The organism is Nonomuraea sp. NPDC000554 (assembly GCF_040300065.1).
GTDB lineage: Bacteria > Actinomycetota > Actinomycetes > Streptosporangiales > Streptosporangiaceae > Nonomuraea.
The window spans coordinates 72,567-86,516 of the sequence record NZ_JBEPDC010000041.1 but is presented as its reverse complement, the minus strand read 5'-3'; the positions used below and the strand labels follow the sequence as shown (position 1 = coordinate 86,516).

Here is a 13,950-nt window from a genome sequence, read left to right as displayed (position 1 = left end):
ATCGACCCCACGGCGGCCTCGGCGGCCAGACCCCCTACGAACGCCTCAAGCAGAAGACTCAGACCCAGGCGTAAACGATCATCGTCGGCTGCACACCAACCGATTACTAACCTCTGCCGAATTACGCTCACATGGATCAAGGGCGGCCCTAAGCTCGGCCGCACAGTGCGCGTGCGGCCTGGGGGCCGTTCTCGCGCGCGGTCGTGCTCGGACCGCGCCGGCACGAGACGCCGCGGAACCTCGTCTATCTCAATCATGCGGCATCATTCGGATCATGAGCCATCCCGAAGTCCGACTCCGGCAGCTCCAACCCACCGATGTCGAAGCCGTCCATTCCTGGGCCAGCCTCCCCGAGGTCTGTTGGTATCAGGCATGGGGACCCAACACGCTCGCTCAAACGCGTGAGTTCGTGGCAGAAGCCGTAGCCACATGGCGTGAAGAGGAACAAACACGTTTTGCCTACGCAGCCCTCCATGACGATGAGGTCATAGGAATGGGGGAGTTCCACATCCACAGCTTCACCCACGCCCAAGGAGAAATCCGGTACCTCACCCACCCCCGCGTCTGGGGCCGCGGCCTGGGCACCGCCATCGGCCGGCACCTGCTGCACATCGGCTTCCACCAACTCGGAATGCACCGCATCTACGCCACCTGCGATCCACGAAACGCTGCCTCCGCAGCCGTCCTGACGAAACTCGGGATGACACAGGAAGGCCACCTTCGGCATACGGCCAAGTTGCGCGACGGCTGGCGAGACTCCGCTCTATTTAGCATCCTCGATAGCGAATGGACTGACGGACACGACTCGCACCCGACACCTTCAAAGAACAGTGCCTTCGGCGGGGGCGCTCCGACTCCGGGATGATGACCGCGCGGAACGGAGGGCTGCGGGCCCGGTATCGCGGGGAGAAGCTTTCCGCTTCACCAGGTCCGACATCCCGTTCAACCCTGCAACCAGGCCAGCATTCTGCGGTGAGCTAGATCGTTTTGCAGGTGACCGCCAACGTATTCATGGCAGTCCGCCGTCTTGATCGCCGCCGCCAGATATGCGGCCTGCTTGCGGCTCCTATCATCCTTGGTCCCGTACCAGAGGCTGACGGGAACCCCGATTGAGGGGAGGGTGAAACCCCAGTCCGCAGCAAAGGCGATGTTGTCATCGACCCATCCCTCATGACTGTCCACGAACGTCGCTGTCAGGCGGGCCATCGAGGCGGGGCTGTCCTTCGCGGGTCCCACCGCCACCGAGTCGGTCCCAGGAGCATCCGGATCGGGGATCACCTCAGGTCCTCCCCGTTGGATCGACGCCATGATCTGGTGGGCGGCTTCCTCGATGCGCGGCCTCAGACGATGCTCGCCCTGCGCAGCCAGCCACGAGATCAGGTTGCGGCGCGGGTCCTCCTCATCGGGAGACGGCTCGGGTCCCTCGACAAGGGGAGGCGCGATGCAGGCACTAACAGCGCACCGCGTCACTCGGTCGGAAAGCAGCGCGGCACATGCCAAGGCGTGAGGACCGCCACCGGACACTCCGGCGACGGCGAAACGATCCCAGCCCTGCGTATCCACGAGCACGCGCACATCCGCGACCACGTCGGCGACAGCGCGCCGTGGTTGGCGGGTTGAGCCGCCATAACCCGGCCTGTCGTGGACGAGCATGCAGATTCCGCTGTCCGTGATGGCACCGACGGTGTCCGGGCGCTTCCATCGGGCGTCGGCCAGGCGCAGGCCCGCGCCGGCGCAGCAAAAGGCGACAGGGCGACCGCGGTAGAGGTAGGCGGCGAGAATCTCCTCGGCAAGGGCGTCAGGGGAGATGCTGTGGACGTTGGGCGTCTCCCATGCTGTGATGACGGCGCCGTCTCGGGCGACGTATCCTCCCCTGCCGCCCTTGGGATTGGCGTACATGCTGTAGCAGACCGTGCCCGGCGAGACGCGCATGACGACGCCGGGGGTGGACGGGGTGAACCCCCAGGGCTGGGTTATGACGCAGCCACCAGGCACGTCCGTAGTACCGACGATCAGCTCAGCGTCCGGGTTGGTCCACGGGGCCTCGTAAAGCGCTTCTATGTTTACCCCGACGGCAGGTGCGGCATCCAGACGCGCAATCGCCTCGGCTGCGCTGATGTCGGCTACGCAGCCACACTCAGGCCGTCGTAATAGGAATCTCCCAGGGCGATGATCAAACGTTTGGCTTCCGCTGTGGCGGTGGCCTCGGCTTCGGACAGGCCGATCTCCGGTGAGGGGATGGGGAAGAGGCCAGGAGTGGGACCGGCCAGACTGAGGCGGCCGGGGGACCAGCTGCCTATCGTAGGGCGCCACGGGTCCGCTCCAGCGGAGACGAGGGCTCGGGCGTTGTCCGGGCGGCCTTCGACGACGGCCACCCAGAGCGCAGTACGGCCTTGATGTTCCGCGTCAACGTCAGCGCCGCGCATGGCCAGCTCAGCGATCACTTCTGGCGAGCCCCGCTCAGCCGCGACGTGCAGCGGCTTTTCAAAGATGCGCACGCCGGAGTTCGGATCGGCGCCCGCGTCGAGCTGGGCACGGATCAGGCCGAGGTCTGCCCACTCGTTCCAGCCGATGTTGAACCATCCGGCTTCGTCGGTGACAGCCATGGCACTCCTTGAAGGTACGCGCTCGATACGTGAGTTTCTGATCACGGCCTACAGGGCCGCCAATTCTGGCTGGCCCCTCGCGCGGCATCAGAGACCTGGTAGTTCACGCGGTCACGCGTCGGGAGACAGGCCCGTGATACATATGGTGCGATCTTGCTAACGCGGATGCTAACAACAGCCTTGGACGATCGTGGACGCTTGTGGATCGGGTGCCACCGGAATACAGCAGAAACGGGCCGCGGAGAGGAGTTCGGCCCGGTCAGCCGCGGCGGTGGGGATCGCGGCGGGCTTGCCAGCGGGTGAGGGCGTCGGGTGAGACCCGGGTGTAGCGCGCCAGGCTGGCGACGGAGGCATGACCGGAGTAGGCCAGGAGCGTGCCGGTGTTGGCGCCGTTCTCGGCGGCGTGGGTGAGCGCGGTGTGGCTTGTCCGCGCACTATCCGTGTTCGGATGAGTTCCTGTGGCGATTGACCTGTCGAAGTTGTGGCACTCCGCTGCAACGCCCTGGGGCAGGGGCGTGTTGCGATTCGCGGTTAGGTATGTGATGCGGATCACAACGCGCGAGGTCATGGTCAGTCAGGCTCCTGCGAGCAGTCCCGGGAGTTTGCGCATGTCGTCGAAGACCGTTGTGTTCGGTCCTTCGAGCCATTGCGCGGGCGTGAGTCCGCCGGCGTATCCAAGGGCGCGCATGCCGGCTGCGCGGGCTGCCTGGATCCCGTATTTACTGTCCTCGACGACGATGCAGGCCGACGGGTGGACGCCCATCTGCTTGGCGGCGTGCAGGAACAGGTCGGGGGCCGGTTTGCCGTGTGCCACCTCACTGGCGCTGAAGATACGGCCTTCGAAGTATCGGTAGATCCCGGTGTGGCCCAGGGTGTGGCGCATCGTGTCGTGACTGCCGCCAGAGGCTACGCAGCTGGGAAGCGTGAGGGTGCCGAGGACTTCGAGGATGCCATCGACCGGGGTGAGTTCGGCATCGACGGCCGCGCGGTGGAGTTGCTCGAATCTCTCCAGCCAGAGCCTGGCCCGGCTCGGGCCTACTTGGGCGGCGATTTGCTCCCCGTTGGAGACGATCGACCGGCCGATGAACTTTTCGATCACCTCGGCTTCGGTCAGCGGCCAGCCCAGCTCGGCGCCCACGGCGACGTGGAGGCGCACGGCTATGCGTTCGCTGTCGATGAGCACGCCGTCGCAGTCGAAAATGACGAGTTCAATCGGATTGATCATCCGGACAGCGTAGGGAGGAGTGGTCGCCCGTGTCAGCTGCATGGTCCGGTTGAGGCGCTATTGGCACCAGGGTCAGAGAGCGGGAAGTTCGCCCGTGCGAAGTAGCACGAGGTCCTCTTCTTCCCATTCAGCGCGGTCCCTGGCCGGCGGCAGCTCGACCCCCGCAAGGCAGGCGGGGGCAGAGAACTGCTGTTGAAGCTGCTCTACGAGCCGTTCGGCCTGCTGCAGCGTTTCCGATAGATCGTCTGGAGCGTCGACGCTGAGGCCGAGAACGGTGGCCCCGTCACGTGTGACTGTGATGATGGCCTGGTAGTGGTCGCGTGCCCTCAGGTAGAGCGTGAAGGCGTCTTCTCGTTCGAGGCACAACTCATAAAGTGCCCTATTGTCCACGCCGCTCGCAATACCCAGGACATAGACCCGTTGGAAGGCGTGGAACCGCTCGTCACCGGGGTCGTCCACGTTGACGTACCTGTCGATGAACTGTCCGAAGACTTCGGGGCTACGCTCTGAGATCCACACGTAGACATCGAGACAGGGCGGCACGGGCCTAGCGTAGATCTCTGTGCCGCGGTGGATCGAGAAGGCCATCTTCTGCGACTGCCGTCAAGGGAGCTCTTGCTAACGCCGGTGCTAACAACAGCCCTGGACGACGATGGACATCGTTGGAATCTCCGACACCAGATACCGCCTCTGAGTAGGCATTCATGTCAGCGGTGGACGCCTGTAGACGTCCCTGACCTTGCTACGGATCAGAAGGCGGTACGGTGGCTGAGGCCGTGACGATCGCGGGCTTCGGTGCCCGCCATACGGGCTAGGGCGATCGCCAGCAAGGCCCTCCTCCGTCGGGCCCTGCCACCGGGGTAACCATGGCTGAGGTTACAGCAGCGCTGACAGCAACGTCCTCACACGCCCACGCATTCGCGCCACCGTCCACATGCGCCTGACCATAGTCTCGATCAGCGGAGCAGGGCGATTGCTCCGCCTGAAAAGCGGACGTTCGAGCATGCGCGCCGCTTCCGCCAGAGTTCGTTTCCTGCCATAGGGGCTCTTCGAAGTTAGGCGGGGTTGAGACATCCACGGCTTCTACGGGTGGTCGCGCAGCGGGCGCGTAACCGTTGGTTCTCGGGGTTACGGAAGCCGTAGGCATCGCGGGCTACGGTCTTGATCACGGGGTTGGTGCCTTCAGAGCCCGCGTTGGTGATGCCGGTCTGAAGAAATGTCATGATTTCGGGCCTCCAGGTCTCGATCGTGATGGCCAGACGTCCGAGTTCGGGCAGGCCGGAGGCAACACACCGGTCGTAGAACCGAAACAGCCGATCCGCGATGACGTGCCGGTCGGGGTGCGTGCGCGCCAGCGCGAGCACGTCGAGCAGATCTCCCGTCTGCTGATTTCAACTGGCGAGCCGCCCGAGGAGCTTCTGAGTCAGGCCTTCTCGATGATGAGGTCCAAGCCGTGCTCAACGAGCTGGTGGTAGTAGCGGGCGAGCTGTCGCAGATTGTTCAACACCCGCTTGAACACCTCGTCGTCACGTTCAGTCTCGGTCACCTTGTAGACGCCGAGAGTCCGCATGTCGGCGACGGAGAACTCTTGACGGGCTGCCGCTACGTCGATCGCGTCGATCGTGGCGGCGGCTTCAGCGAGGAATGATGCCGTGGAGCACCGCCATCGCAGGCCTTGACAACCGGTGGCATGATCGGCGAAGTACTTGTCCCCTTCGATGATCCGGTACGGCAGTGACCGTTCCCGCTGGGGCCAGCCGGTCAGCTCTCTGTAGCCCGCCGGGTCGAGGAGATATTCGGCCTGGCCGTACGAGCGGTCCGGGAACGGGCAGGCGAAGTCGAAGCCTTCCGGAAGGGTGGCCAGCAGTTCGCGACTGATGTCAGGCAACGGCTCGTCCTCGGGGAAACTGAAAGGTGGCCGAAGCGAGGCGACCTCCCACGCCTGTGCGTTGATTTGGATGAGACGCATCGAAGGTGAGTTCAGCCGAACCGGCGAGGCCCATAGATCCAACCCCACAGGGCTTCCTCCGTCAGTGACACGTGATCGGGTTTGTGGGCTCTTCGAACATGATCGGGAGTGAAGGCTGACTGCTCACACGCGCGGTTGGGGTTACGGTCGTCTCTTGAGGGCGCTCGCGGTTCTCATTGATCATGTCTGTTGTTTACGCAGAAGATCACAACGGAAGAGCCGCGAGCATGGTCAACGATACGACCCGGTTGCTGGGCCTGGATGGGTTGGCCGTCGTCGAGGTCATGGCAAGAGATGAACGCGCTGGTGAGGGGCCGATCGTCTGGTTGGCGACGGTGGATGAGCGGGCGCGGATGTGCCCCGGTCGCGGGGTAAGGGCCACCCAGATGAAGCAGTGGGTGACCACCTGGCCGAGGGATCTGCCTGTTGCTGGTCGCCGCTGCGCGCTGCTATGGCGCAAGAGGCGCTGGATCTGTTCGAAGGCTGGCTGCCCGCGCAAGACGCTCACCGAGCAGGTGTCGCAGATCCCCGCGCGGGCGAGGCTGACCGAGCGGTTACGCCGCGCCACTGGCGCGGCGGTGGCCGACGGCGGTCGCACCATCGTGCAGTCGGCGCGGGATCACGGTGTGTCCTGGCCGGTGGCCTCAGCGGCGTTCACCTCTCATGCCGGGCGGGTGTTGCCGGCCGAGCCGAAGCCCATCACCGTGCTAGGGATCGATGAGACGCGCCGTGGTCGTCCCCGCTGGGTCTAGCGGTCGGGAAGCGTCGCGTGCAACGCGAGCCGGTGGTCAGCGACCATGGGCCTTTCTCGTTGTCATCCATCGATGATCGCATACAGGCAGCGCCGAGTTGTCGGTGAGGTCGACCGGACCCTTGCTTTGACGGTTCCTGCTGACAGCAGGCTTCCTCCGCTCGGTCAGTCTCCGGCCATCCCGAAGCGCGTCTCGGCTGGTCCTAGTCCGTACCTGATCTTGCTAACGCGGATGCTAACAACGACCTTGGACGATCATGAACGGTTATGGATGGCCAACCTTGTCGCAGCGATATGTGAGCTGGGACAGCGGAGGGCCGTGGACGGCTGTGGACGGACGAGAATTTCCTTGTAAACAGAAGGTCAGGGGTTCGATTCCCCTCGTCGGCTCGCAGCTCAAAGGCCCCTTCCGGGATACGGAAGGGGCCTTTTTCATCTTGTACAGCAGTGGGATGCCCTCATGGCTTGCTGACGCGCTCCGTACGTACCTCGTGGTGGGATGACATGCGGCGGCCAGGCAACGGTGAAACTGCCCGCCCGGAGGCCACATCAGGCGGTTGATGTCGGTCAGTATCCTCTGGTGCCGTGACCGATTCGACAGCGCCGCCATGGGTTGACGACCTCTTCCCGTTCCCCACTCCGCCCGCGCTACGCATGCTGATCGACATCGCCTGGCAGGCCGCGTACGACTTCTGCAAAGAGAACGAAGCCTACGATTACACCCTGCTGATATCCCACTACGACTTCATGTTCGACCTGGCCACGATTCCCCGCCCGCCCAATGGCTGCGACGCCTACCCGGTGTTCGAGAGCCTGGATCGGCGGCTATCGGTACCGCACTTCGCCACGCCGGAGTTCGTGCCCTTCGGCTCCCTTGGCGACGGCGGCGACGTCGGCTGGCTGGTACCCGCGCCGGAACTCGGGCGGCTGGACCATCCGGTTGTCCTGGCCAACGGTCATGACCACGGCGTGACCCTGATCGGCGCGGACACCCGTACCGGCCTGGAGTTCATGCTGTCGTGGGCCCTGCGGCGGTGGCGCGAGAACCCGGTCCCGAAACCTCCGGCGTGGCGCGACCCAGACGTGTGGCTCGCCCAAAACCAGTACCGCATCGACGCGCGCGCTAAGGACCAGAGACTTGTTGACCGATTGGCCGCCGAACTCCGCATACAGCCAGCCCCGGATCGGACCTTTCCCGGTTCATGGTGGGAAGGCACGACCGTCCGGGAGGACACCGAGTACGACATCGTGTTTGACGTACCGGAGGGGTGGCGACACGAGCCCGGCGCGGACGGCATCGGCGTGCTCGCCCCAGCCGACGCGTACGCCGATCGGAGGTCGGTAGTCGCGGACCGCCCATCGCTCGAACCAGAGCTAATCGCCGCCACATGCTGGCTCGATGCCGGGTACCCGGCGACAGCGTTGCTCGCGCTCAAAGACACTTTCGTCAACGGACCGAGCTGCTACTTCGCTGACCTCAAACCGTTGTGGGCGCGCGCGTACCGAGATCTCGGCCGACCCGAATACGCGGACCGCCTCGACCTGATGGCGCCGAGTTACCGGGATTCGTGCTACTGCCCTACCTCGCATGGGAGTGCCAACTCAACGGCTGATCTTGGTTGTTGAAGTGGTCAGCGGCTGGCGAGGGTGAGGCGGCTCTCGAAGGCGTTGAGGGGCGCCTTCCAGCGCATGGTCCATCTCTTGCGCCCCTTGCCGGTCGGGTCCAGGCTCATCAGCGCCAGCGCTGCGGTCTCCGCCCCAGCAGCGCCTCGTCGGCCTCGGGCAGCCAGGAGTGCGGCGGCCGGCGCAGCCAGTGCTCCACCCTCTGGATCTCCGTGACGGCCTGGAGTAGCGCGTCCAGACCTGGATGCCGCAGGCCCTCGGGGAAGACGAGGTTCTCCAGGGTGAGCGGCACGGGATCGACCAGGGGCCGCACCACGGCGCCGGGGATCCCGCCGATCTTCGCCGTAGCCAGCACGGGCTCTCGGTGCCGTTGCAGGTAGAGGCCCATCTCGTGGGCTCCGACCGGCGGTGCGTGTGGCGTGGCCAGGGTGAGCCCGAACCTCTCTGCCAGGCGCTCGCCCAGGTCGGTCCACTCGGTGGTGGCGGGGTTGCCCGTCATGGCGTCCAGCGGGAAGTCGGCCAGCATGCCGAGCGGCACCTCCTCCAGCGCGGCCAGCGGATGGTCCTCGGGCACCAGCACGGCGAGCGGATCCAGCCGCACGGGCACCTGGGCCAGCCCCTTGCGCATATCGGCGGGCAGCCCGGCGAACCGGCCGAACGACACGTTGAGACGTCCGTCCCGCATGGCGGCGACCCCGGAGGCCAGCCCGCCGTGGAAGCGGGCGAGTATCTCCACTCCCGGCGCCTGCTCTCTGGCCCTGACCAGCGGCTGCGGCGGCTCGTGCCCCTGCATGTTGACGTCCACGAGCAGCGGCCCCCGATCACCGGAGACCTCCGCGACCAGCTCGTCGTGCAGCGCGAGCAGCCGCCTGGCCCCGGGCAGCAGCCGCGCCCCCGCCGGGGTCAGCTGCACCCGCCGGGTGGACCTGGTGAACAGCGCCGCCCCGAGCTGCTCCTCCAGCCGCCGCATGTCGCGGCTGAGCGCCTGCTGGGCCACGTACAGGCGGGCGGCGGCGCGGCCGAAGTGCAGCTCGTCGGCGACGGTCACGAACACCCTGAGCAGCCGGGGATGCAGGTCCACGCGGCAACATTAACAACAGATCCGCGTTAATCCTGACCTTTCTGGTGTTGGACCCTGCGTCGCAATCTCCATCAGGCTGGACCCATGATCCCCATGAAAGAGCTGCTCAGCGGCATGCCTCTGTCGTCCGCCCAGATCGGCGTCCTCCTGAGCCTGGTCCACCCTCCGGGGCTGACGGCTCAGAACGTCACGAGCGGGTCGCCCACGAAGTTGACGAAGAAGCCGAAGCACAAGTTCAGCACTAGCACGACGTAGTAGCAGGGCCGCGGGTACGTCGGGCCGGCAGCCTGCTGTTCAGGTACATGAGAACTGGTGGATCAGGGCACCCAGGTTCTCCATGTTGGCCGACCACTCCACTCGGCCGACGGGCAGCGTCGGATAGATGACGACCGCTTAATGATCTCCCCGCGGGTCCGCCACAGGGGAAGCCAATCGTCCCCGATCGTTCATGGACGAACATGGCACGTGGCATCAACGATGTGACCCGACACTAGCGTCGAGCCTGTGAGCCCTATCCCCATACGGCTCTCACCCAACCACCCTCCTCAACCTCTATCACGCGCCGATAATCAAGACTTGATGTCGAAATACATCCAATATCACCATAGCCAATAAGCAGACTCGCTCCGGCACGGTCAAAGGCTAGATCGGCCCAGGCGGGGTCCGTAATGCGGTTCTCGCGCTCCAGCAGTAGGCGCCTTTCCCCGGTGGATGTCGATATCATAGATAGGCAAAAATTCTCATCATTATCACTTGAGTGCGCAACTGCGACAAAGTTTCCGTCAGGTGAAATCGTCCCGCCCAAGATTTGACCTATCCCATGGAAACGGTCCTCCGCAACTAGTACTTGATGAGGAACAGCGCAATCCGTATGGCACGTTGATATGCTCAGCTCTCGGAACTGTGGACCGCGTCCGGTTGCGACTCGCCCTATGGCAAGTCTTCCGTTCTCGCTAAACGCCATGGAGAAGGTGTGTGATGCAGGTGGGATCTCCATGGGCCAAGGCATACATACGCGGGAGCCACTCAATTCAACAAAACTGATGCACTCCTCATTGCGACCAACACCAACGTCGGCAATCACAGCCGCAACTTCACCGCCTGGCGAAATTGCAAGCGCCGATATTTGGCCGGTGTTCCTTGCCCAAATCCTGCGCGGCTCCGGCAATGCGGCACTATCGGGGTCGATATTTACAATATAAATACGTGGCTCACCGCTGGGGCCACTGGCGGAAGCAAGGATTGAACTGGCACTTGCAGCGATCTCGCCACTCCACTCTTCCCCGGGGGGCGCGCAAATGACTCTTCGATTTTCGGGCTCACGAGAAGAGTGAAATGACAGCTCGGGCGAGGCGTCACATGATTCCCAGCCTCGAACGGTCGCGATAAATGAATAAGATCCCAAACTCATTATTGCAGACTCCAACAACAGCCGCGATGAGAACACTGTTAGGGTAAACAAGACTGATGCCCTCCGATAGGATCGGAGGGCATAGCTGGCGCGTAATGCTACCACGCAGAAGGTTCGTAGAGGCAGGTAGCTCAGTTATCCGTCCCTTCGCCACTTCGGGTGGGCAATCTAAATCAAGCTGAAATGGCAATGCGCGAAGCTCTATTGCCATGGAGGGGGCCTGTGGCTATGGATGCTTCGCTCGCCAATTGCACTCATTCCAAGCTGGCCGCCCTCAATGAAGCCCGCGTCTCGCTTTGCGAAGATTATTTGGAACGCCTACTCGTACACCGAGCCTGGCCCAGGGCGATATCTCTTGCCCGAAAATTCCTTGAATTAAACAGTTGTCGAGAACGATTGTGGCTGGCTTTGATGTGGGCCTACCATGCAAGCGGTGATGCATCGAGGGCACTCAACGTTTATCATGAGGCCGCCAGGTCCTACGTGAACCTCGGATTGGAAACGCCAGTCGCTTTGAGGAGCGCACAGGTTGCCATTCTCCGGAATGATTGGATGCCTATGGCCTTCTCTGGGCGCCTGGACGCCGCTTCATAGCGACGTAAGCTATGACGCTGTAGCCCTAGTCGTGAGAATCGTATGCACGAACGAATGCGAGAATCTAATCGGCTAATCGAAGCCGGCGATCCAATCATCGATGAACTTTGACGTCTCGTCGGCGAGGACAACGTCCTTCCTGGGGGCAGGCCGGAGGCTTTCGACAATCAAATCGAGTGACATGTCGTCATCGGCTTCGTTGAATAGCGCGATGAGGGGACCGGTGTCGCAGATGATCGCGAGGTGTATCCGCCGAGTTCGTTGCGGATGATGTCTTCTGATTGGGCGGCCAAGTCATGTTCGGCGCCCACCGTCTTGGCGAAGGGGAAACGCCTGTAACGACAGTCTTCGAGTGACGGAGCCTCTTGGGCCTTTGAGCTGGAACGAGCTGCAAGATGACCGCACGCACCGCTCACGCCTGGTCCGGGGTTAGCCGGTCGACCAGGCGGTGAAGGTCTTCGTACTCTTCATGCGCCGTGCTCATGCTGCCGAGCCTACGCCGCGTCGCCTGACGGGCACCTGCAAACAGCCTTGCTAACAACGGCGCTGGACGATCCCGGACAGCGATGGAATCGCGTGGGAGGAACAACTCGGGAGAGCGGGCGTCCAGGTCGGCGTTGAGCGCGCGTGAACGAGTCGGAACTCCCTTGTAAACAGAAGGTCAGGGGTTCGATTCCCTCGTTGGCTCTGCAAGTGAAAGGCCCCTGAACAGGCATTACGCCGTCAGGGGCCTTTCGCTTTCCGATCTTCAACCCCGCGCGGTCCTCCCCGCGCGAGCTGCGGCCTGGGGGCCGGTCTCGCGCGGGGAACCACGCGGGCCGGGGTTAGACGGCCGATATCACCATCTGCTCACCAACACCTCGTGTACATGCGCTGTTGGCGTGGACACGAGGTGGTTCTGAGTCGTCGTTAGATAGCTAGCTTGTTGAGGATGGCGGCCACCTCTGCCGCTCTGAACACGAACCCCACATGGGTCGTGTCTAGGGTGTGAACGTCGTAGGGATTGTCCGGAGTCAGTGCGTCCGCTTCGGCGATCAGCCTGTCCTGCATGGCCACCGGGAGGGTTCTGTCGCCGGTGAGACGAATGTAGGTGCGGGCGATCGTGCCCCAGGTGTCGGCGTGGACGCGAGCGTCGGCCGTCATCACCGCGATCGACTCGTCCGGTTGCAGGATGTTGAGGAAAGCCCGGAACTGTTCGTCGGTGACGTCGGCCATGATCGCCGCCTTGAGAGCGGCGAGCAGCGTAGCGTCCGCGGTGCGGTAATTGGCTCGACCGACACCGAGTTGGGCCGGGTCTCCGACGTTGAGCGCGTACAGGGGGGCCAACAGATTGGCTCCGAACTCGGGCTCCTGCATGTATTCGATGGGGTTCGCCCGTTGCACACACGACCACGCGGAGATGTACACGAGCCGATCCACCAGTTCGGGGATCGTATTGCCTACCCCGGTGATGGCCGTCCCGCCGAGGCTGGCGCCCACCAGCACCACAGGTCCGTGCTCGGCGACGCGGCGGACGACGTCGACGACCATGTCGATGTTGTCCTGCAGAGTGACGCCGGCCAGCGTCGACGGCTCGGTCGCCCAGGCATCGAGATCCTGCGGGGCCTGGTAGGCGACCGGGTATTGCGCGTCGAGGCCATGCCCCGGCAGATCGACGGCGAAGCTGCGGTGGCCGAGCAACGCGAGTTCGCGCTGGATGGGGGCCCACATGAACGAGCTGGAGCCGGAACCGTGGACCAGCACGAATGTGGGAGCGTCATCGGACGCAGGCCGATGGTCCGATGGGCTTGAGATAGATGGCATATAGATCAGTCCGATCGTATTGAGGCGCGGCAAACACGCGTGTTGTCGTGCACGTGCACGTTGAGCCGCTGATGAGAGTGGTGGGCATAACCACCGGTGAGCTCGCCGAAGGTCGGTCATGACGCCGGCGACCATGGAGGCGGTCGCAGCGCTGGCCCAGCCCATGGCAGACCGCCAAGGACGGAATGCAGCTGTAGGCGCCGACCGGCGGGTGTGTGACGTTGACGGGTCAGGCGAAACGCGGCACGCGGAATCCAGGCCGCAACGCTTCTAGCGGGATCGCCTCAACTGCCGCTGATCAGAAGTGACCGGCGGCGCACACACCGTCTCAGACAGTCCGAAGACGGACAAACATATAGACCATGGTCGAGACCATATCAGGTGGTCGGCGTTGCGAACGATCGGGACTCAGGGGAGTCAACGGTTGACGACGGGCCGCACGAGGCGGAGGTGGGAGTCGATCTGTGACTCGCCTACGCAGGTGAGGCCGCCTGCCGAAAGGTAGTCGCCAGCCCGCTGAAATCCGTCGGCAGTTGTGCAAGGGGGTCCGCAGGCAGTACTGCCCTATCGATCGCCTGGCTGTGGCTGGTCTCCGTGCGTGGTCGGGGGCGATCGAAGGTCCGGGGCTTCGTTCCTCGGCTCCGGCCCACCGAGTATCGGGGTACTGGATCGTGTTTGTTGGCCCTTGTCCTGGCTCCACGTCGTCGGCACCTATGAGAGGCCGCTCTGGGAGCCACCGGGACGGACGAGTTCGGATCGAGGCGGACCAGCCCTGAACGGCAGGAACGTCACCGACCTGCACGGCGAACGGACCCGCCGAACGATGAGTGGGTTCGAGCAGAAACGGTCCTGTCGGGTATCTCAAGATCAAATTACGTGCTGAGCCT

At 63.7% G+C, this 13,950-nt stretch carries 13 protein-coding genes; 4 read left to right on the top strand and 9 right to left on the bottom strand.

Features of this window, described 5'->3' with window-relative positions; all coding sequences use genetic code 11:
- The first annotated feature begins 274 nt into the window (after positions 1-274).
- Positions 275-865 carry a GNAT family N-acetyltransferase gene (locus ABT294_RS46460; protein WP_350812924.1) on the top strand — a complete coding sequence of 197 codons (591 nt, stop codon included), beginning with the start codon at positions 275-277 and terminating at the stop codon, positions 863-865.
- Between the two features lie 77 nt (positions 866-942).
- Here ABT294_RS46460 and ABT294_RS46455 read toward each other — a convergent pair whose 3' ends face one another.
- The 7 genes from ABT294_RS46455 to ABT294_RS46425 all read right to left on the bottom strand — a co-directional run bounded on the left by ABT294_RS46455 (position 943) and on the right by ABT294_RS46425 (position 5,848).
- A complete protein-coding gene (locus ABT294_RS46455) occupies positions 943-1,899 on the bottom strand; it encodes an alpha/beta fold hydrolase (RefSeq protein ID WP_350812923.1) in 957 nt (318 codons plus the stop codon).
- Positions 1,900-2,123: 224 nt separating this feature from the next.
- A complete protein-coding gene (locus tag ABT294_RS46450; RefSeq protein WP_350812922.1) occupies positions 2,124-2,606 on the bottom strand; it encodes an ankyrin repeat domain-containing protein in 483 nt (160 codons plus the stop codon).
- A gap of 259 nt (positions 2,607-2,865) precedes the next feature.
- Positions 2,866-3,174, bottom strand: a complete 309-nt coding sequence (locus tag ABT294_RS46445) for a hypothetical protein (protein ID WP_350812921.1) — start codon at positions 3,172-3,174, stop codon at positions 2,866-2,868.
- A 6-nt stretch (positions 3,175-3,180) separates the two neighbouring features.
- The gene (locus tag ABT294_RS46440) at positions 3,181-3,831 is read right to left on the bottom strand and encodes an HAD family hydrolase (protein ID WP_350812920.1); all 651 of its coding nucleotides are present in this window, start codon (positions 3,829-3,831) and stop codon (positions 3,181-3,183) included.
- A 72-nt stretch (positions 3,832-3,903) separates the two neighbouring features.
- On the bottom strand, positions 3,904-4,419 hold the full coding sequence (locus ABT294_RS46435) for a hypothetical protein (RefSeq protein WP_350812919.1): 516 nt from the start codon (positions 4,417-4,419) through the stop codon (positions 3,904-3,906).
- Between the two features lie 467 nt (positions 4,420-4,886).
- On the bottom strand, positions 4,887-5,195 hold the full coding sequence (locus tag ABT294_RS46430) for a transposase (RefSeq protein ID WP_350812918.1): 309 nt from the start codon (positions 5,193-5,195) through the stop codon (positions 4,887-4,889).
- A gap of 59 nt (positions 5,196-5,254) precedes the next feature.
- Positions 5,255-5,848 carry a DUF1877 family protein gene (locus tag ABT294_RS46425; protein ID WP_350812917.1) on the bottom strand — a complete coding sequence of 198 codons (594 nt, stop codon included), beginning with the start codon at positions 5,846-5,848 and terminating at the stop codon, positions 5,255-5,257.
- Between the two features lie 179 nt (positions 5,849-6,027).
- On the opposite strand from ABT294_RS46425, the gene ABT294_RS46420 reads away from it, so the two are divergent.
- Together ABT294_RS46420 and ABT294_RS46415 are read left to right on the top strand one after the other, a co-directional pair.
- Positions 6,028-6,552: a transposase family protein gene (locus ABT294_RS46420; RefSeq protein ID WP_350812916.1), complete on the top strand. Its 525-nt coding sequence runs from the start codon at positions 6,028-6,030 to the stop codon at positions 6,550-6,552.
- A 584-nt stretch (positions 6,553-7,136) separates the two neighbouring features.
- A complete protein-coding gene (locus ABT294_RS46415; protein ID WP_350812915.1) occupies positions 7,137-8,177 on the top strand; it encodes a hypothetical protein in 1,041 nt (346 codons plus the stop codon).
- A 106-nt stretch (positions 8,178-8,283) separates the two neighbouring features.
- On the opposite strand, the gene ABT294_RS46410 is transcribed toward ABT294_RS46415, so the two are convergent.
- Positions 8,284-9,228, bottom strand: a complete 945-nt coding sequence (locus tag ABT294_RS46410) for a LysR family transcriptional regulator (RefSeq protein WP_502912231.1) — start codon at positions 9,226-9,228, stop codon at positions 8,284-8,286.
- 1,597 nt (positions 9,229-10,825) lie between these two features.
- On the opposite strand from ABT294_RS46410, the gene ABT294_RS46405 reads away from it, so the two are divergent.
- Positions 10,826-11,260, top strand: a complete 435-nt coding sequence (locus ABT294_RS46405; protein WP_350812913.1) for an AfsR/SARP family transcriptional regulator — start codon at positions 10,826-10,828, stop codon at positions 11,258-11,260.
- 909 nt (positions 11,261-12,169) lie between these two features.
- On the opposite strand, the gene ABT294_RS46400 is transcribed toward ABT294_RS46405, so the two are convergent.
- Positions 12,170-13,003 carry an alpha/beta fold hydrolase gene (locus ABT294_RS46400; RefSeq protein ID WP_350812912.1) on the bottom strand — a complete coding sequence of 278 codons (834 nt, stop codon included), beginning with the start codon at positions 13,001-13,003 and terminating at the stop codon, positions 12,170-12,172.
- Between the last annotated feature and the right edge of the window lie 947 nt (positions 13,004-13,950).